Origin of the sequence: Streptomyces malaysiensis subsp. samsunensis, from assembly GCF_024519315.1 — a bacterium.
In the GTDB taxonomy this organism is placed as follows: domain Bacteria; phylum Actinomycetota; class Actinomycetes; order Streptomycetales; family Streptomycetaceae; genus Streptomyces; species Streptomyces malaysiensis.
The window spans coordinates 61761-80014 of record NZ_JANIIC010000035.1 but is presented as its reverse complement, the minus strand read 5'-3'; the positions used below and the strand labels follow the sequence as shown (position 1 = coordinate 80014).

Below are 18254 nucleotides of genomic sequence, written 5' to 3'. Positions count from 1 at the left end.
CGGGCAGGTACCGGGCAGTCGAAGGAGGCAGCATGGCGAGGCAGGAGCTGGCCCGCTTCCTGCGGGACCGCCGCGAGCGGCTGCGCCCCCAGGACATCGGTCTGCCCGCCGACCCCCACCGCCGCACTCCCGGGCTGCGGCGGGAGGAGGTGGCGGAGCTCGCCCATATGTCGGTCGACTACTACACCCGTCTGGAGCAGGCCCGCGGCCCCCGGCCCTCGCCGCGCATCCTGGACGGGCTGGTGGGGGCGCTGCGGCTCGCGCCCGCCGAGCGCAGCCATCTGTTCCGGCTCGCGGGGGCGAGCGCGCCCCCGGGCGTACGGGCGGTGCGGCGGGTCCGCCCGCACATCGCCCAGATGCTGCTGCGGCTGCCCGACACCGCGGCGATCGTCACCGACGCCGGTTACGACGTGGTCGCCTGGAACCCGCTGGCGCAGGCCCTGCTCGGCGACGACCTCGGCCGGCACGGCAACCTCGCCCGCCGCCGCTTCCTGGGCCAGGGCCGCGCGTACGAGAGCTCGAGCGCCGAGGAGTTCGGGCATATCGTGGTCGCGCGGCTGCGCCGGGCCGCCGACCGCTACCCCCGTGACCCGGCGCTGGCCGCGCTGCTGCGCGAACTCGGCGCGGGCAGCGAGGAGTTCCGGCAGATCTGGGACGAGCGCCCGGTCCACGCGCCCGGCCACCGGACCAAGACCATCGACCACCCCACGGCCGGGACGCTCCGGCTGAACTGCGACGTCCTGCTCGTACCCGAGGACGACCAGGAGGTGGTCCTGATCACGGCCGACCCCGGATCGCCCGCCGCCCGTACGATCCGCCGGCTCGCGGGCGCGGTGGCGTCGTAACCGGTGGCGCAGGCGCCTTTCGCGCCGTTCTCGCCGTCAGTTCCGTGAGTTGCCGAACAGCAGACGGTAGACGACAAGGAGAACGAAGGAGCCGCCGATCGCCGCGCCCCAGGTGCCGAGGTCGAAGAACTGCTTCTGCACCGGGCGGTCGAAGAACTGGGCGGAAATCCAGCCGCCCACGAACGCCCCGGCGACGCCGATGACCGTGGTGCCTATCAGCCCGCCGGGGTCACGCCCGGGGAGAAGGACCTTGGCGATGACTCCGGCCAGCAGGCCGAGGATGATCCAGCTCACGATGCCCACGTTGTCGTCCCCTTCGTCTTGCTTGTTGTGCGGTTGTGCGGTCGTGCCGGGGTGAGTGAGCCCGGTCGTTGATCGTGTTCAATCGGTCGCGCGTTTGTACGGGCGTCAACGAAGACGCGGGCCGCCCGGCGGTGGTTCCGAGTGACTTGATCTTCAGATGCCCGGGGGAACCGTGCGCCATGCCCGGACCGGATGTGCGGGTTGTGCGGGCCGTGACGGGCCCGGTCAGCCGTAGGACAGGTTGGAGCAGGGGTCGTCGTCGGCGGAGCGGGCGTCCTTGTCCAGCTTCGAGGGCGATGTGGAGGGGGCGGAGGCGCCGGGGGAGGGCTCGGTGAGGTACGTCTGCCCCAGGGTGAGGCTGATGCCCGGGGTGGTGGTGGGCCGCAGTCCGGCGCCGGGGAAGAGCTGGGCCACGGTCCGGGCCCGGTCCCGCTCGCCGGGGCCGTAGCCGACCACGGTGGTGGCGTGGTCCTGGGTCTCGGCGTTCGTGGTGCCGGTCACGGTGAAGCCATGTGAGCTGAGCGTGTCGGCGGCGCGTGCGGCGAGCCCCGGGGTGGTGGTGCCGTTGTAGACGGTGACGCTGATGCCCGCGCCCGACACGGTGGGCGTGGCGCTGGGGGTGGCGGGCGCCTCGTCCTTCTTCCCGCCGGCTCTCTTCCCGTCGATGGTGCGGTCGGCTCTGATGTCGGTCCAGAGCTGATCGGCGTCGGGCTGGACCACGGCGACCCGTTCGCCCTGGTAGCGCCAGGGGATGGTGATGAACTTGGTGTTGTGCAGGTCGATGCTCTTCAGCGACATGGCGAAGGACATCAGCTTCTTGGCGGAGCCCAGCCCCGGGTCCACGGTCATGGACTTGGTGGCCGCGTCCGCCAGCGGATACAGCGTGGTCGGGTCGAATCCCCGGCCCTTCACCTTCTTGAACAGGCCGGAGATGAACGCCTGCTGCCGCTGTATGCGCCCGATGTCGGAGCCGTCGCCGATGCCATGGCGGATGCGGACGTAGTCCAGCGCCTTCTGCCCGGACACCGTCTGCACCCCCTTGCTGAAGATGCGCTTGCCGCGGGTGGCCCGGCTGGGGCTCAGATCGCGTTCGTAGACGTCCTGCGGCACACACACCTGGACCCCGCCGACCGCCGAGGTCATCTGGGAGAACCCCTCGAAGTCGATGACGACGGTATGGTCCATGCGCAGCCCGGTCAGCCGCTCGACGGTGTTCTGGGTGCAGGCCGGATTGCCCTGTGCGGTCTCGCCCACGGAGAACGCCGAGTTGAACATGGCGTTCCGCCGTGTCCTGGTCCATGAGCCGTCGGGCAGACGGCACGGCGGGATGTCGACCAGGGTGTCGCGGGGGATCGACACCCCGACCGCGTGCTTGCCGTCGCTGTAGACATGCAGCAGCAGGGCGGTGTCCGAACGGCCCACATCACCGCTGCCGCCGCCCAGCCTGCTGTTGTCGCCCGACCGTGAGTCCGAGCCGATGACCAGCACGTTCTGGCCGGCGGCGTTTCCTTCGGGCCGGTTGTCCGAGAGGCCGTCCGTCCCGAAGGTGGTGATGTTCCCGTTCAGCTTGAAGTAGATCCAGCCGACTCCGCCGCCGAGCAGCACCAGGAACGACACCACGATCAGCAGGGCGATCCGCAGCGGGCGGCGCCCACTGCGCCGCCGCCCCGGTCCGTCCGGCCCCGTGGCAGAGCTCCCCGTCGTCTCCCCGTCACTGCCTGTCATGCGCGTCCTTCGTCCGGCGGCTGTTCGGAAGAGAAGACGATTGATGCTGGCCCGAGGTTCTACAGATGTGCAAGAGCACGTTTCACGGCGTGTGCTACGCCACGTGCCCGCGGTGGCGGGAGTGCCGGGGGTGCGGGGTGGTCAGCGGGCGAGGGAGACGGCGAACGGCCGGAGTCCATGGCGGCGCAGCACATGCGGTACCAGCAGGACGAGGGCTTCGGTGGCGCGGGCGGTGGTGATGTCGCCGAGGTCCTCGATCCACTCGGGTTTCCAGCCGAGGTCGGCGAGGAGGTCCGCGATGGTGGCCTTGGCGTCCGCGTCGTCGCCGGAGAGGTAGCCGGTGGGCGGGGTGGACAGCCCGGCCGGGGCGGTCATCACCGGGAAGAGCATGGTGTTGAGCGTCTTGACCACCCGTGCCGACCAGGGCCGCGCCCAGGTTCGTCTTGGCCGACACCCGCAGTGGCGCGCCGTTCAGCCGGGCACCCTGACCGGCCACGGCGGTGTACCAGTCGCCGGTCGGCGGAAGGTGGACGACGGTGAGGACCGGGTGGTTGTCCCGGACGAGGGTGGCGGTCACGGCCCAGTCGGACATGCCGTGCACATGGTTGATGTTGCCCTCGGCCGGGTCGACGATCCACCACTCGCCCGGCGGCAGCGCACCGCCTTCCAACTCGTCCTCGGCCCAGCGCGCGCCGGGCCTGGCGGCCATCAGCGGCGCCTTCAGGACGTCGAGCACCGCGTCGTCGTTGGCGTGGATCTCCGCGACGATCTCGTCGAGGGCCACACCGCGGGGGTGTGGGGTGTGGCGCTCACGCAGCAGGTCGCCGGCGGTGCGGACGGCTGCGGTGACCCGGGTGAGCAAGGCGGTGTCGAGACCGGTGCCGGGGGTGGTGGTGCCGTTGGCAGTGGACATGAGGTGCTCCCGCACATGGTGAAAGAGGGGGAGGCTTGGTGCGCGCTTCGCCGTCTGCGCCTCGACGGTAGGCAACCTCATGGATGAACGGCAATTGCACATGTGGCACTGCTGGTGTTACCCGCGTGCAAGGGAACGTGGCGGGCCGACGAGCCCGTCCGTGCCACGGTGTTCGCCTGTGCCACGGTGTTCGCCGCCGGTCCGGGCGGATCGCCACAGCCGCCGCCACGGCATCGGCGATGAACACCGACCTATGGGCGGCCGCGCGGCGCCGCTGCCCTCTTCGGCCCGCGACGGGCCCTCACAGCGAGGAGATCACCCGCTTGCGGTCCTCCATGGCCCGGCGCCCGAGCCGGGAGGCGGGGGCGAGCCGGTCGTACTCGTGGATGGCCCCGCTGTGGACGTGCAGTTCGGCGGGGATGTCGGCATCGGCGAGCCGCTGCGCGTAGCCGACGGCCTCGGCGCGGAAGATGTCCAGCTCGCCCACCTCGACATAGGCGGGTGCCAGGCCCTCGACGGTGGCGACGCGCGCGGGCGCCGCCACCTCCGGAACGTCGTCGGTGCCGAACGCCGTACCCAGCAGGGCGTGCCAGCCGGTCCAGTTGTCGTCCCAGGTCCAGGCGACATAGGGGGTCAGCCGTGGATCCGGGGTGAGATTGCGGTCGTCCAGCATGGGATGGAGAAGCGCTTGGTGAGCGAGGGGAACTCCCCGGTCACGGGCGAGGATCGCCACTCCGGCGGCGAGCCCGCCCCCGGCGCTGTCGCCCATGACGGCGATTCGGCGGGGGTCGACCTTCAGCGCGGCCGCCTGGCCGCCCAACCAGCTCAGCGCGGCGAACACGTCCTCGACGGGGCCGGTGCCGGTGGTCGCGTCGGGGGCCAGGCGATAGTCCACGGACAGGAACGGCACCCCGGTGGCCTGGACGTACCCCGCCACCACGGCGTCATAGAGGTCGACGCTGCCGGCGACCATCCCTCCGCCATGGGCGTAGACGACCGCGGAACCCGGCGCGGAGTCGGCCCTCTCGTACCAGCGGACGAGGATCTCCGCCCCGCCTTCGGACCGCACCTTGTGCGAGGACGCCTTCACCAGGGGATAGCCGGAGGGATATGCCGGGAGCAGCGAGGCCATCCACCGCATCGAGGCCACGCCCCTGGCCCGCAGGGTCCGCCAGTCGTCGCGCTCGGGCGGGGGAGCGGGGTCGCCCTGCTCGGCGAGGGCCTGGAGCACCGCGGCGAGTTCAGGGTCGAGGGTGAAGGCCATGGTCGACTCCGTTCGAGGACGGCGGGGCCGCTGCCCCAACTGTCCTCACAGAGTGCTGTGTTGCGCTCGAGGGCCGGTACAGAAGTACGGCGACGGCACAGCGGCCCGACGGCGGTGCGGGGGCGCCTCAGGGGCGGGCGACCTTTCGCTTCGGTGCGCCCGCCCCTGCCCTCGGCTCTCCCGACCAGCGCCTTCCCCGTGTCCGCTCCCGTACGCCTGGGAAGCTCCGCCAGGAGCTCTCGGCGGACGGGCCCGAGCACCGGTGCCCCGGCCGGAACGAGTCCGGCCGGGGCACCGGCGCTGTCGCCTGTCGGGGCTTGTGGATCAGTCCCGCTGAGCGTCCTTGGGAAGCTGGCGCCACTTCACCTCGGTGGTGGTGTCGTACGTCCAGTCGAGCATCTTCTTCGCGTCCGGGTAACGGTCCGCGTCGTTGAGGACGACTCCCACGACCGTCTTGTCACCGCGCTTGGCGGCGAACACCAGACAGGGACCGGCAGGGGTGGTGGTCCCGGTCTTGACGCCGATCGCGCCCTCGTACGAACCCAGCAACTGGTTGGTGTTGTCCCAGGTGTAGTACCGGGTCCGGCCGTTGGCCGCCGGCGCCTCCTGCTTGATGGACACCGACTTGACAACCGTGTCGAACGTCGCGTTCTCCATGGCGCGCCCGGTCAGCCGCGCCAGGTCATGGGGCGTCGAGTAGTTGTCGGCGTCGGCCGAGACACCGTCGAAGGAGTCGTACTTGGTGTTGGTCAGCCCCAAGTCCTGTGCCTTCTCGTTCATCTTGGAGACGAACGACTTGGTGCGCTCGGCGGTGGTGTCACCGGTGCCGAAGGTGTCGGCCAGCGCCATCGCCGCGTCGCAGCCCGACGGCAGCATCAACCCGTACAGCAACTGGTTGACGGTGAGTTTGTCGCCGGTCTGGAGGTCCGCCGTGCTGGCACCCGACTTGGTCACATAGTCGCGGTACTCCTGCTTGATGGTGACCTGCTGGTTGAGGTCCAGACCTCGGGTCTCGAGCACCACGAGGGCAGTCATGATCTTTGTGGTGCTCGCCATCGGACGCTTGGTGTCGGCGTCCTTGGCCATCAGTTCCTTGTCGGAACCGGTGTCGAGCAGGTACGCGCCCTGGGCGCTGACCTCCGGTGGTGGTTCGGCCGAAGCCTGGGCCATCGCCACCGGGACCGCGATCGCCACGGCCACCGTGGACGCGACCGCCGCGACTCTCCAGCGGCGGGTCACGGTTCCACGACGTTTATGCATTCGCCCTCCGTTTCGCTTGTCGAGGCTTGTTTCGAGCGAGCGCATCGTCTCACCAGGCGAAAAACGATCACGCTCCGGGGTGCCGGTCGACGTGATCTTCTCAAGGCAACAACTAGCGCCCGGACCAGGGCCGTTGGCTCGTTCACGGGGTCCGGGCGGCCGTGTGCGGCCCGGTGTGCGCGCCCGTCGCTCCGCGAACTCGGCGTGTGAACCGGACATGCGGCGCCTCACCACCACACCGTTGCAGTGGATGTGCGGGCTCAGGGGACGGCAAGGGCTCGCAGGCATCATCCCCCCGCCACGGCCGGCAGCGCATGCAGGCTCGTGTCCGCTCGGCAACGCCGGTGAGGCCGAGGTGATCGGCGCCGCTCAGTGGGAGCGGGCGCCGGCGCAGCGTACGCAGGTGTCCGCCGCCGGGCGCACGTCCAGCCGTTCCGCCGGGATCCGCTCACCGCACACCGCACACCGTCCGTAGTCGTCGCGGTCCAGCCGCTCCAGCGCCTCGTCCAGGGCGGTCAGATGATCGCGTGCCTGGGCCAGCAAAGAGGCCACATGGGCTCGCTCGAAGGCGGTGCTCGACCCCTCCGGGTCGTGTTCGTCGTCGACCGCCACCAGGGCGTTCGCCGCGACGATCCCGTCGAATTCACGGTTCAGGGCCGCGATCCGCGCGCTGGTTCCGGCGCGCTCGGCCACCAGCCGTTCGCGGATGGTCTCACGCTCGGCCGGAGTGAAAGCGGCATCACCGGATGAATCGCTCATGACCGTCATAACCTCGGGACTCCCGGTCCGCATTCCGGGTTCCCGCCGGAGGTCTTGACGTCCGTCAGGCGCGATGCAATGGATGGGAGCGCTCCCAAATCCGCCGTACGCAAGCCACCGCGCGCTCACTCCTTGGAGTCATGATGAGACGGAAGAGATCCCTGGCCGCCTTACTGGCCTTGTTGGTCAGCCTTTTCGGGATCGCGGGTCTCGGCCGGACCGCCCATGCCGACCCGGCCCGGCCGTCGGCCACTCTGGCGACGGGGCTGCACATCGGCGACGGCCGTCTGCTGGAGGGCAACGGCAACGACTTCGTCATGCGCGGTGTCAACCACGCCCACGCCTGGTACCCGGGCGAGACGCGGTCGCTGGCCGATATCAAGGCCCTGGGCGCCAACACCGTCCGGGTCGTCCTCTCCGACGGCCACCGCTGGAGCAAGAACAGCCCCGAGGACGTGGCCGCCATCATCGCCCAGTGCAAGGCCAACCGGCTCATCTGCGTACTGGAGGTGCACGACACCACCGGCTACGGCGAGGATGCCGCGGCCGGTTCGCTCGACCAGGCGGCCGACTACTGGATCGGCCTCAAGAGCGTGCTCACCGGCCAGGAGAACTACGTCCTCATCAACATCGGCAATGAGCCCTGGGGCAACACCGACCCGGCCGGCTGGACCGCCCCCACTGTCGCCGCCGTGCAGAAGCTGCGCAACGCCGGATTCCAGCACACCATCATGGTGGACGCCCCCAACTGGGGGCAGGACTGGCAGAACGTCATGCGCACCAACGCGCGGACCGTCTACGACGCCGACTCCACCGGCAACCTGATCTTCTCGATCCACATGTACAGCGTCTATGACACGGCACAGGAGATCACCGACTATCTCAACGCCTTCGTCGACGCCGAACTGCCCATCCTCATCGGCGAGTTCGGCGGACCCCCCGACCAATACGGCGACCCGGACGAGAACACCATGATGGCCACCGCCCAGCAGTTGAAGCTCGGCTATCTGGCCTGGTCCTGGAGCGGCAACACCGACCCGATCCTGGACCTGGCCACCGACTTCGACCCGGGCAGGCTCACCGACTGGGGCAAGCGCGTCTTCAACGGGCCCAATGGCATCGCCGAGACCTCCCGCGAGGCCACCGTCTACGGCGGCGGCTCCGGCGGCGACACCCGGGCGCCCAGCACCCCCGGCGCCCCCACCGCGTCGGCCGTGACGGCCACCTCCGCCACCCTCGGCTGGCCCGCCGTCACCGACAATGTGGGTGTCACCGCCTATGACGTGGTCCGTGTCGGCGGCGGCGCCGAGACGAGGGTCGCCACCTCGACCGGCACCACGGCAACGCTCACCGGCCTCACCGCCGCCACCTCCTACACCTTCGCGGTCTATGCCCGGGACGCGGCCGGCAACCGCTCGGCGCGCTCGGCCACGGTCGACGTCACCACCAAGAACGGCGGTGGCCCCGACGCCGGCTGCTCGGTCGGCTATCGCGTGGCCGATGAATGGGGCAATGGCTTCCAGGGCGAGATCGCCGTCCGCAACACCGGCACCGCCGCCATCACCGACTGGACTCTGGCGTTCAGCTTCGCCAATGGCCAGGTCATCACCAATATGTGGGGCGGTACGCCCCGGCAGACCGGCGCCGCGGTGACCGTCACCCCCGCCTCGTACACCGCCACCATCCCCGCCCGCGGCTCGGTCACCCTGGGCTTCACCGCGGACAGGGGCGCCACCAATTCGGTGCCGACCGCCTTCACCCTCAACGGGGGCGCCTGCGCCACCGGCTAGGCTGGGGAATCCGCGGCAGTGGTGAAATGTTAAACTACATCGCACCCCGTGCTCGGCGCCGGCCGGACTCCCCCGTGTCGGCCGGCGCCGATCCCCCTTCCGCCCCTCCCGGGGCGACGAGGCGCAGTGGCGCCCCCGGCCGCGGGCCCTGTCAGTGCAGCGTCGCCACGGCGTCCTTGGTGAACGGAATGAGTTCGCTCATCCGGCCGTTCAGGACCTTGTCGGCCCACTCGGGGTCGGCGAGCAGGGCGCGCCCCACCGCGACGAGATCGAACTCGTCCCGCTCCAGACGGTCCAGGAGCCGGTCGATGGTCTCCACGGCCGCGTTCGCGCCGGAGAGGGAGCCGGGTTGGAAGACGCTGTCCAGGCCGACCGAGCCGACGGTGATGACCGGCTTGCCGGTGACCTTCTTCGCCCATCCGGCGATGTTCAGGTCCGATCCCGTGTCCGGGAACTCCGGCTGCCAGTAGCGCCGCCCGGAGGCGTGGAACGCGTCGACCCCGGCCTCCGCCAGCGGGGTGAGCACGGCTTCCAGCTCCTTGGGGTTCTCGGCGAGCCGGGTGTCGTAGTGGTCGGCCTTCCACTGGGAGAACCGCAGGACGACGGGGAAGTCCGGCGCCACCCGCTCGCGGATGGCGGCCACGAGGTCGGCGGCGAATGTGGTCCGGGAGGCCGGATCGCCACCGTAGGCGTCGGTGCGCCGGTTGGTGCGCTCCCAGAGGAACTGGTCGATGAGATAGCCGTGCGCGCCATGCAGCTCCACACCGTCGAAACCGATCCGCTCGGCCGCCCCCGCGGCCTCGGCGAAGGCGCCGATGACGGCGTCGATGTCGGCGAGGGTCATGGTCTCGCCCGCGCCGGGCGTGCCGTCCAGCGCGACCCCGGACGGGCTCACGGACGGGGCGTCGGGGAACGGCGGCGCCCCCGCGGGCCGCTGTATGCCCACGTGCCAGAGCTGGGGCATGATCGCGCCACCGTGGGTGTGCACGGCGTCGACGACCTTTCGCCACCCGGCCAGTTGCTCCTCGCCGTGGAACCGGGGGACGCCGTCGATATAGCCGGCGGACCGGTGGTCGACGGTGGTGCCCTCGGTGATGATCAGGCCGGTCCCCGCCGCGGCCCGGCGTGCGTAGTAGGCGGCGACGTCCTCACCGGGAATGCCGTCGGGGGAGTGCCCACGGGTCATGGGGGCCATGGCGATCCGGTTCGGCAGCTTGGCCGAACCCAGTGCGAACGGGCGGGACAGTGCCGTGGTCAGGCGGGTGTTCACCGTGTCGCTCTCCTGCCGTGTCACTCCGGGGTGGCTTACCCGGAGCTCGAAAGTGTGAGTCTGAAAGATACAATTTTCACGCCGTAAACTGCAACTGTATTGATTGCTTTTCAGGGGAAGGGCGGAACGGCACCGTCGAGTAGGCTGTGCCCCGATCCGCGGGCGGAGGTGGCGAATGTGTTGGACATCCGGTTCTCCCGTGCGCTCCAGCTGATGCTGTTCCTCGCCGTGGCCGCCGAGAACGGCTCCGCGCCGCTGAGCTCCGCCGAACTGGCCCACCGGCTGCACGCCAACCCGAGCCTGGTCCGGAAGCTCCTCGTCCCGCTGACGGACGAGGGGCTGGCGGTCTGCGTCAAGGGCCGTACGGGTGGGGCGAGGCTGGGGCGGCCGGCCGACCGGATCACCCTGGCCGAGATCTACCGCTGTGCCGTCGGCGACAAGCCCCTGTGGGCTCCCTCACCGGGGGTGGAGCCCGTGTGCGCGGTGACCGCGCACGCCGGTGAGTACTTCGCCGCGCTCACCGTCGAGGCCGAGGAGGCGGTGCTCGGGTCGCTGGGCGACCGCACGCTCGCGGACGGCGTACGCGAACTGCGCCGCCTCGACACCGGATGCGCTCGGCACTGATCCAGCCCCCGCGGGGCCCCGGGTTCACATCGCCGGAACGCCCTCGCCACCTTCCGGCTCGGACATGGCCGCGTGGCGCAGGTGCTCGGCGAGTGCCGCGGTGGCGGTGGACGGAGCCTGAGCCTTCACACCCCAGGCCAGCAGATGGCGGCGGTGCGACCAGGGATCCCGGAGCTCGCACACATCGAGCGGCTGGGAGGGGGCGAGGACACGGCGTGGCACGACGGCGAGTCCCACGCCGGCGGCCGCGAGGGACACCAGCGTGTTGAGGTGGGCGACGGTGGTGCGATAGCGCACCGCCGGGGCGTGCGGGCCGAGGTTCTTCTCGATCCAGCGCCGCAGCGATGAGCCGGAGTCGAGCCCCACGAGCGGATGCTCGGCCACCTCGCGGTAGGCCACCGCGGTGCGCCCCGCGAGGATCCCGCCGGGCTGGCCGATCACCACCAGGGAGTCATCGCCGAGCGGTTCCATGGTGAGACCGCAGTCGCGGGCCTCGTTGTCGAGCACGACGCCCAGGTCCGCCTCGCCGTCGGCGAGCATCCGCACGGTTCGTGGGGTGCGGCTCTCGGACGCCGCGACGTCGACGTCCGGGTGTGCGCGGAGGAACGAGACCAGGGCCCGTGGCACGAGCCGATGCATCGCGGAGCCGCCGCCCAACAGGGTCAGCGGGGCGGTCGGGGGCCGGGCGTAGCTCGCCACGGCGCTCTCCAGGCGTGCCGTCTGGGCGAGAACGTCCCGTGCGTGGCGGGCCAGCGCCGTGCCCGCCGGGGTGGGACGCACTCCCCGCCGTTCGCGGATCAGCAGGGCCACGCCCGCGTGGTGTTCCAGCGAGCGCACCCTCGCGCTGGCCGACGGCAGGCTCAGATGCATCCGGCGGGCGCCCGCCGTGATCGAGCCCTCCGCCACGATGTGACGGAAGAGCCGCAGATCATCCAGGTCATAACGCACTCTGATGAGCCTATGGCACAGCCTTGTGCCGGCTACGTGGATCACGCATTGTGAGCCCGCGGGCGATGGCGCGATGCTCTGCGGGTGTCCGAGATATTGCTTGTCCTGCTGGCGGGTGTGGCCGCCGGGGCGTTGAACGCGGTCGGGGGCGGGGGCACGTTCGTGGCGCTCCCCGCCCTGGTCGCGGCCGGTCTGTCCCCCGTGACGGCCAACGCGTCCTCGACCGTGGCCCTCGTGCCCGGGACCGTGGCGAGCGCGTGGGTGTACCGGCGCGACCTCACCCCGGTCGGCGACACGTCCACACGGTCGCTGACAGCGGTCAGTGTGATCGGTGGCCTGCTCGGCGCCGGTCTGCTGCTGGTGCTGCCCGCGGTGTCCTTCGACGCCGCGCTGCCCTGGCTGCTCGCCTTCGCCACGGTGGTCCTGGCCTTCGGGCGCCGGGTGTCCCGTGCGGTGAGCGACGCGAGGGGCCATGCGGTGGGGATGAGTCCCCGGGCCGTGCTGCTCGGCCAGCTGCTCCTCGCCGTGTACGGCGGATACTTCGGCGGTGCCGTAGGCATCATGATGCTGGCCGTGTGGAGCATCGGGCTCGGCCTGGACACCTCGGCCGGCAACCCGATGCGGGTCGCCCAGATCGCGGCCATCTATCTCAGCGCGACCGGGCTGTTCCTCTTCGCCTCGGACGCGCTGAGCGCACCGCTTCTGCTCACCACCATGCTGGTCGGCGCGGTGGCCGGTGGTGTGGCCGGGGCGCATGTCGCCCGTCGGCTCCCCGCGTGGCTGCTGCGGAGCGTCATTCTGGCCACCGCGGTGACGATGACCGTCCTGTACTTCCTCCGCGGCTGACCCCTCGGCCACGCGGGGCAGACGTGCTACGACAGCGTGTCGGCCACCACGGACGCGGCTTCCGCGATCAGCTTCTCGTCGTAGTCGGCGTCCTTGTCGCCGCGGTACGACATGATCGACATGACGATGGGAGCGGCGTCGGGAGGCCACACCACGGCGATGTCGTTGCGGGCGCCGTAGTAGCTGCCGCTTCCGGTCTTGTCGCCGACCACCCAGCCCTTGGGCACCCCGGCCCTGATGAGCTCGTCCCCGGTGGTGTTGGTCCGCAGCCACTTCGTGAGCTGCGCGCGCTCTCCCTTGCCGAGGGCGTCACCGAGGACGAACGCGCGCAGGTCCTTGGCCATCGCCCGCGGGGTGGTCGTGTCGGCTGTGGAGCCGGGCACCCATCGGCTCAACTCCGGCTCGTAGTGCTCCATTTGGATGACGCCGTCGCCCATCTTCTCGAGGATGGCGTCCAGACCCCCCGGCCCGCCGAGCTCGTCGAAGAGCAGATTGGCCGCGGTGTTGTCGCTGTAGCGCACGGCGGCGTCGCACAGCGCGCCCAGGCTCATCCCGGTGTCCACGTGTTTCTCGGTCACGGGGGAGTTGTCGACCAGGTCGTCCTTGGAGTACTTGATCACCCGGTCCAGTCCGCTCAGCGAGTACTTCCGCAGTACGGCACCGGCGGCCAGCGCCTTGAACGTGGAGGCGTAGGCGAACCGTTCGCCATCGCGATACGCCACCTCATGGCCGGTGCCGGTGTCGATGGCGTAGACCCCCAGCCGCGCGTCGTGGGCGCGCTCCAGCTTCTTGAACTCACCGGTGAACGCCTTCGTGTCCGCGCCAGGACTCCTCGTACTCGCCCTCTCCGCGGATGTGGACGACGAGGCCGAGGCATTCGAGGCCCCCGATGTGTCCGAGGACTCGTCCTGGCCGCAGGCCGTCAGCGGGGCGAGCAGCGCGAGCGCGGCGAGCGCGCCGACAGCGGTGTGCCGGGCACGGGTGAATCGCATGGTCAGAACCTCCGGTTGGCCCCATCACGCGGAGCGCACAGGGGATGAGACGACCCGGCCCCCGCGGGGCGTGGTCGTGGGCGTCGGAGCCACCCTCGCCTTCGGACGGCTATGCGGTCCAATACGCTCATGCGCTTCTTCATGCGGATCTGGCATAGGGTGCGGATGTGGATCTGGTGGGAGTGTGCCGGGCGTTCGTCAGTGTGAGCGAGCGCGGAAGTTTCACCGTCGGGGCGGCCGCTGCCCGGATGTCCCAGTCGGTGGCCAGCCGTCGGGTGGCCGCGCTGGAGGAGCGCTTCGGGGAGCAGCTCTTCGAGCGCACCTCACGGCGGGCCGTACTCACCCCGTTCGGGCGGGAGATGCTTCCGGTGGCCAGACAGCTCGTACAGGCGGCCGATGTGCTGCTGGACGAGGCGGAGGCCGCCAAGCGCAAGCCGTGGCGGCTCGCGGTGCCCGGTATCTGCTCCACGTCCGGGCTCGCCCACCTGGTCGCCGAGGCGCGTGGGCACGGAGTCACCCTCGATCTCCGCGTGGCGGCGCCCGCCCGGCGCCTGGAGCTCATCCATGCGCAGCAGGTGCGGGCCGCCCTGCTCGCGGTGCCCGCGGACGAGGCCACGTGGTCCGTGCCGCTCGGGCTCGCCGGAGTCCAGGACCCCGGTGTGCGGCGGGTCTATCTCGAGACACTGCGGGTCGGCCGGGCCTCGCCGGCCCCGGCCCGCCGTATCTGGATCCAGCCGGAGGACGATGTGCCGCATATCCGCGACCCGCTGACCCGGCTGCGCGACGCGGTCGGCCTGCGGCCCGCACAGCTCGTGGCCGCCACCGATCTGACCACCGCGGCCGCCGAAGTCCTCTGCACCCGGGACCTGTTGCTGTGCTCTCCCGCCCAGGCGGATGAACTCGCCCTGACGTGGCGGCCCATCGGTGAGATCACACTCAGCCGCGGATTCGCGCTCACCGCCGCCGCGGACGGCAATCCGCAGCACATCGAAGGGCGCCTGGGCGGCGCCATCGCCCGCTGCCTCGGCGCGGGCACCGGGACGGACACCGCGGAAGGGGGCGTGGCGTGAGCACCGAGGCACTGCTGCGCGATCTGCGCGGGCAGCTGCGCGACGGCGGTCTGCACGGCTGTCTGCTCGTACGGGATCTCCACACGGGGGACGAGCTGGGGATCGACCCGGACACCCAGCTGCCCTCCGCCTCCCTGGTCAAGGTCCCGCTCGCACTGGCGACGGTGGAGCGCATCCGGCGCGGTGAACTCGACGGCGCGACGATGCTCGATGTGCCGCCCGGACGGATCACCACACCGGGCCCCACCGGACTGAGCCGGTTCCGCCACCCCGCCCGGATCGCGATCGACGATCTGCTCTATCTGAGCACCTGTGTGAGCGACGGAACGTCGGCCGACGCGCTGTTCGACCTCACCCCACCCGCCCGGGTCGCCGAGATCCTCCACGAGCTCGGGCTGCGTGGCATCACCGTCCGGCACGGCATGCGCGAACTGTCCGAAACCCCCGTGGAACGCTTCGACGCCGCACAGGCGCATCTGGCCCACGCCCTCGCCATCGACGCCGGTACCGGCGGCCGCGGCCACCGGGTGCCGCAGCTGGACACCACCCGTGCCAACACCGGCAGCGCACGCGCCTATGTGGAGCTGCTCCAGGCCCTGTGGACACCATCGGCCATCCACCCCGAAGTGGCGCTGCGGGTGCGCGATCTGATGGCCCATAACGTGCTGCGGCACCGGCTCGCCCCGGACTTCAGCTCCGACGCCACCACTTGGTCCTCCAAGACCGGCACCCTTCTCAACCTCCGCCATGAGATCGGCATCGTCGAGCACTCCGACGGTCAGGCGTTCGCCATCGCCGTGCTCACCGAGTCACTGGTGCCCGCCAACTCCCAGCCCGGCGCCGAAGCCCTCATGGCACAGGTGGCCCGCACCCTGCGTGACCACCTCCGGCAGCTCTGAGCGCTCCGCTGGAAGCGCACGGAGCTGCCGTTGATCGTCCGCGGCGCCGTGGTCAGAGGGTGCGGCCGAAGAGGTCGAGCAGGGCCTCCCAGTGGCGTTCCGCGGCCTCGGCGTTGTAGGCGACGGTGTCCGCCTGGGTGTAGCCGTGCTGGGCGCCCGCGTAGACCTCGGCGTGGTGGCGGACACCGGCCTCGGTGAGGGCCTTGTCCAGGCGCTCGATCTGCTCGGGCGGAAGGGAGCGATCCTGGTCCGCGTGGCCGAAGTACAGCTCGGCGGTGATCCGCCCGGCCACCGTGTGCGGGCTGTCCGGCGCCTCCGTGGCCAGATTGCCACCGTGGAATCCGCCCGCCGCGGCGACGCGGTCGGGGTAGGTTCCGGCGGTGCGCAACGCCAGCCCGGCACCCATGCAGTAGCCGGTGAGCCCCACGGGCCCGTCGGTGGCCTGCGGGCAGGAGGCCAGCCAGTCGAGATAGGCACCGGCGTCGCTCATCGCGCGCTCGGGAGTGAGCTCCCGCACGATCGGCATGATGTGCTCGAAGAGCTGCGGACGCGCCGCGGGGTCGATGAAGTCGGGCAGCTCCACCACGGGAGCGCGCCCGTGTCGGTAGAAGATGTTGGGCACCAGCACGGTGTAACCGGCCGCGGCCAGACGGTCGGCCATCCCCCGCAGATGGGGCCGGAGGCCGAACGCGTCCATGTACAGCAGAACGGCCGGGTGGCGGTCGGTGTCGTCGGGATGGACCAGGTAGGCATCGGCGATGCCGTCCTGGGTGGGGATGTCCACGGCTGTTCCGCGCACTGCGGTCATGTGGGGGTTTCCTTTCCTCCGTGCGTACCGGACTTCCGCGCGTACCGGACGGCGTACGAGCGCCGCCGGGCAAGATCTTCGGCCCATCGTGCCACTCGCTGTCGGCGCGTCCCGGGCGCGGGCGGTGGACCTCGCCGTGGCGACGGGCATGGGGCGGCACGGCGCTCGCCCTGGCCGCCCGCGAGTACTAGAGGCACCCCTCGGGCAGGGCGGCCCCACTGGCGCGGAGGTGTCCGATCGCCGCGGCGATCGAATAGCAGTCGAAGAGCGCCGAATGCTCACTGCCCGCCATGGGTTTGGGCAGGCCGAGCGCTTCCCATAGCCGGCCGGAATTGGCCGAAGCCGTTATCGGCGCGATGGTATTCAGCCATGGACGGATATTCAGGAAGGCGGCGGTGAGGAAACTGTTCTTGATCTCCTCGCCGCGAACTCGGGCCCATCCCACGTTCTCCCCGAGGACGACCATGTCGTTGCCGTAGGAGAGCACGGACTGCCCCTGGCAGAACGCCAGGAAGTCGCTGATGGCCTCGGCGGGGGCGACTCCCTCGCGGTCCACGGTTTCCTGGTCGATGCCCGTGAGGCTGGTGAAGAACGGGGACAGCCGCGGATTGACCACCGGCCTGACCAGGGCTTCGTATTCCTCGACAACGGAGTAGTCGGCAGCGGAACGGCCGGTGCTGATGCGTAACGCGCCGATCTGGACGATTTCGCGGAGCCGCCCCGGCCCCGCCCAATCCTGCTCGAGCGCTCCCGACCATGAAGTGAACTCAAGGTCGAACACGATAAAACTCGACAATCCCGACAAGCGGTCTCTCCTCGTTTTGGTGTGGGGCGAACGAACCGTAAGGGCCGCCGCGCAGGAGACTACTCCTGTCCGAATGCCTCTCCCGGGCCGGGATCCCGGTGGGCCGCCGGGCAATGCCCAAATCGAGGACGGCGGCGGGATTGCCGTCCAACGGCGTTCGAACGCAGGGTGAAAAGGCGGCACGGAAACATTTCCCCCGGGGCGGTGCCCCCGCGTGTCCCTGCGCCGGATGGCCAAGTCGTGCACGGCCATTGACGGCGACGGCCGCCAGTCCTACCGTCAGGTTCGATTTCACGGTCAACGTACGAAATATCGAACCGCTCACTCATCGTGGTCGATGACATGCACCTGGCATGCCGCACGCATCCAGGCACGAGGAGGACACCACCATGAAAATTCCGTTAGCTCTCACGAGGATGCGAAAGGCGCTGCTGTCGGTGGGTGCGACAGCGACCCTCGTCGTCGGGCTCCTGGCCGGCGGCACGGGCACCTCCCAGGCCGCGGCGTCCCTGCCGTGCGACATCCATGCCTCGGCCGGTACGCCCTGCGTGGCCGCGCACAGCACCACCCGGGCCCTCTACGCCTCCTTCAACGGCCCGCTCTACCAGCTGAAACGCGCCTCCGACAGCGCCGTGACCGACGTGGGCACGCTCGCGGCGGGCGGTTACGCCGACGCCGCCCGGCAGGACTCCTTCTGCGCCGGAACGACCTGCGTCATCAACGTCATCTACGACCAGTCACCGCGCCACAACCACATGCCCATCGAACCGGCCGGCACCGCGGGCCCCGCCAACTCCGGTGTGCCCGCGGACGCGTTGCCGGTGACCGCGGGTTGCCCTGTCGTTCGAGTCGCGCAACTATCCCGGCGACTTCGCGGCACTACGACTACCAGCTGCTCCGGCAGCCGATGGACGGCACCGCCGTCTTCCGGGCCGACGCCACCTTCTGCCCCCAGACCGGCAAGAACGGCCAGGGCACCTCGTTCGCCTCCTACAACTACCCCGACCGGCTCATCCGCCACTACGAGAACAAGGTCTACATCGCGTCCAACGGAGGATCCAACGCCTTCGACAGCGCCACGTCATGGGCCGACGACGTGAGCTGGCGCGTCTCCACGCCCTGGACGCCGTAGG

The 18254-nt window shown here is 70.5% G+C and carries 18 protein-coding genes and 3 pseudogenes; 9 read left to right on the top strand and 12 right to left on the bottom strand.

The features are described 5' to 3' along the window. Positions 1–32: 32 nt before the first annotated feature. Positions 33–845: a helix-turn-helix transcriptional regulator gene (locus NQU54_RS27485; RefSeq protein WP_079256466.1), complete on the top strand. Its 813-nt coding sequence runs from the start codon at positions 33–35 to the stop codon at positions 843–845. Between the two features lie 36 nt (positions 846–881). Here the strand turns inward: NQU54_RS27485 and NQU54_RS27480 are convergent, their stop codons facing one another. The 7 genes and pseudogenes from NQU54_RS27480 to NQU54_RS27450 all read right to left on the bottom strand — a co-directional run bounded on the left by NQU54_RS27480 (position 882) and on the right by NQU54_RS27450 (position 7069). Then, a complete protein-coding gene (locus NQU54_RS27480) occupies positions 882–1148 on the bottom strand; it encodes a GlsB/YeaQ/YmgE family stress response membrane protein (RefSeq protein WP_069872964.1) in 267 nt (88 codons plus the stop codon). A gap of 225 nt (positions 1149–1373) precedes the next feature. Beyond that, on the bottom strand, positions 1374–2873 hold the full coding sequence (locus tag NQU54_RS27475) for an LCP family protein (RefSeq protein WP_257633429.1): 1500 nt from the start codon (positions 2871–2873) through the stop codon (positions 1374–1376). A gap of 141 nt (positions 2874–3014) precedes the next feature. Then, positions 3015–3287: pseudogene (locus NQU54_RS27470) on the bottom strand (NAD(P)-binding domain-containing protein); the annotation flags it as partial. Further along, a pseudogene (locus NQU54_RS27465) lies at positions 3244–3786 on the bottom strand (inositol monophosphatase family protein); the annotation flags it as partial. The pseudogenes NQU54_RS27470 and NQU54_RS27465, both read right to left, overlap by 44 nt. A 301-nt stretch (positions 3787–4087) precedes the next feature. Beyond that, positions 4088–5050 carry an alpha/beta hydrolase fold domain-containing protein gene (locus NQU54_RS27460; protein ID WP_257633428.1) on the bottom strand — a complete coding sequence of 321 codons (963 nt, stop codon included), beginning with the start codon at positions 5048–5050 and terminating at the stop codon, positions 4088–4090. Between the two features lie 324 nt (positions 5051–5374). Beyond that, positions 5375–6310: a D-alanyl-D-alanine carboxypeptidase family protein gene (locus NQU54_RS27455; RefSeq protein WP_257633427.1), complete on the bottom strand. Its 936-nt coding sequence runs from the start codon at positions 6308–6310 to the stop codon at positions 5375–5377. 369 nt (positions 6311–6679) lie between these two features. Next, on the bottom strand, positions 6680–7069 hold the full coding sequence (locus NQU54_RS27450; protein WP_257633426.1) for a TraR/DksA family transcriptional regulator: 390 nt from the start codon (positions 7067–7069) through the stop codon (positions 6680–6682). A 143-nt stretch (positions 7070–7212) separates the two neighbouring features. On the opposite strand from NQU54_RS27450, the gene NQU54_RS27445 reads away from it, so the two are divergent. Then, entirely contained in the window at positions 7213–8859 is a 1647-nt protein-coding gene (locus tag NQU54_RS27445) for a cellulase family glycosylhydrolase (protein ID WP_257633425.1), read from the top strand. Positions 8860–9010: 151 nt separating this feature from the next. Here NQU54_RS27445 and NQU54_RS27440 read toward each other — a convergent pair whose 3' ends face one another. Beyond that, on the bottom strand, positions 9011–10129 hold the full coding sequence (locus NQU54_RS27440) for an NADH:flavin oxidoreductase (RefSeq protein WP_257633424.1): 1119 nt from the start codon (positions 10127–10129) through the stop codon (positions 9011–9013). A gap of 177 nt (positions 10130–10306) precedes the next feature. On the opposite strand from NQU54_RS27440, the gene NQU54_RS27435 reads away from it, so the two are divergent. Continuing rightward, positions 10307–10753 carry an RrF2 family transcriptional regulator gene (locus NQU54_RS27435; RefSeq protein WP_257633423.1) on the top strand — a complete coding sequence of 149 codons (447 nt, stop codon included), beginning with the start codon at positions 10307–10309 and terminating at the stop codon, positions 10751–10753. 24 nt (positions 10754–10777) lie between these two features. On the opposite strand, the gene NQU54_RS27430 is transcribed toward NQU54_RS27435, so the two are convergent. Further along, complete coding sequence (locus tag NQU54_RS27430; protein ID WP_257633422.1) at positions 10778–11701, bottom strand: LysR family transcriptional regulator; 924 nt, start codon at positions 11699–11701, stop codon at positions 10778–10780. Positions 11702–11785: 84 nt separating this feature from the next. On the opposite strand from NQU54_RS27430, the gene NQU54_RS27425 reads away from it, so the two are divergent. After that, positions 11786–12547: a sulfite exporter TauE/SafE family protein gene (locus NQU54_RS27425; RefSeq protein WP_257633421.1), complete on the top strand. Its 762-nt coding sequence runs from the start codon at positions 11786–11788 to the stop codon at positions 12545–12547. Positions 12548–12573: 26 nt separating this feature from the next. On the opposite strand, the gene bla is transcribed toward NQU54_RS27425, so the two are convergent. Continuing rightward, positions 12574–13539 (bottom strand): class A beta-lactamase, encoded by a 966-nt coding sequence (bla, locus tag NQU54_RS27420; RefSeq protein WP_257633420.1) that lies wholly within the window; start codon positions 13537–13539, stop codon positions 12574–12576. 167 nt (positions 13540–13706) lie between these two features. Here bla and NQU54_RS27415 point away from each other — a divergent pair, with 167 nt between their 5' ends. Then, a complete protein-coding gene (locus NQU54_RS27415; RefSeq protein ID WP_257633419.1) occupies positions 13707–14609 on the top strand; it encodes a LysR family transcriptional regulator in 903 nt (300 codons plus the stop codon). Continuing rightward, entirely contained in the window at positions 14606–15508 is a 903-nt protein-coding gene (locus NQU54_RS27410) for a serine hydrolase (RefSeq protein WP_079256455.1), read from the top strand. Before NQU54_RS27415 ends, NQU54_RS27410 begins: the two co-directional genes overlap by 4 nt. 52 nt (positions 15509–15560) lie before the next feature. Here the strand turns inward: NQU54_RS27410 and NQU54_RS27405 are convergent, their stop codons facing one another. Next, positions 15561–16316 (bottom strand): dienelactone hydrolase family protein, encoded by a 756-nt coding sequence (locus NQU54_RS27405; protein WP_079256454.1) that lies wholly within the window; start codon positions 16314–16316, stop codon positions 15561–15563. 20 nt (positions 16317–16336) lie between these two features. Between NQU54_RS27405 and NQU54_RS27400 the strand changes: the two genes are divergently transcribed. Then, complete coding sequence (locus tag NQU54_RS27400) at positions 16337–16507, top strand: hypothetical protein (RefSeq protein ID WP_257633418.1); 171 nt, start codon at positions 16337–16339, stop codon at positions 16505–16507. Here NQU54_RS27400 and NQU54_RS27395 read toward each other — a convergent pair. After that, positions 16504–17112, bottom strand: a complete 609-nt coding sequence (locus tag NQU54_RS27395) for a 3'-5' exonuclease (protein ID WP_257633458.1) — start codon at positions 17110–17112, stop codon at positions 16504–16506. The two genes, NQU54_RS27400 and NQU54_RS27395, sit on opposite strands and share 4 nt — an antisense overlap. Before the next feature lie 362 nt (positions 17113–17474). Between NQU54_RS27395 and NQU54_RS27390 the strand changes: the two are divergent. Next, positions 17475–17885 (top strand): annotated as a pseudogene (locus NQU54_RS27390) (arabinofuranosidase catalytic domain-containing protein); the annotation flags it as partial. 143 nt (positions 17886–18028) lie between these two features. Then, positions 18029–18253 (top strand): AbfB domain-containing protein, encoded by a 225-nt coding sequence (locus NQU54_RS27385; protein ID WP_257633417.1) that lies wholly within the window; start codon positions 18029–18031, stop codon positions 18251–18253. Position 18254 lies beyond the last annotated feature (1 nt).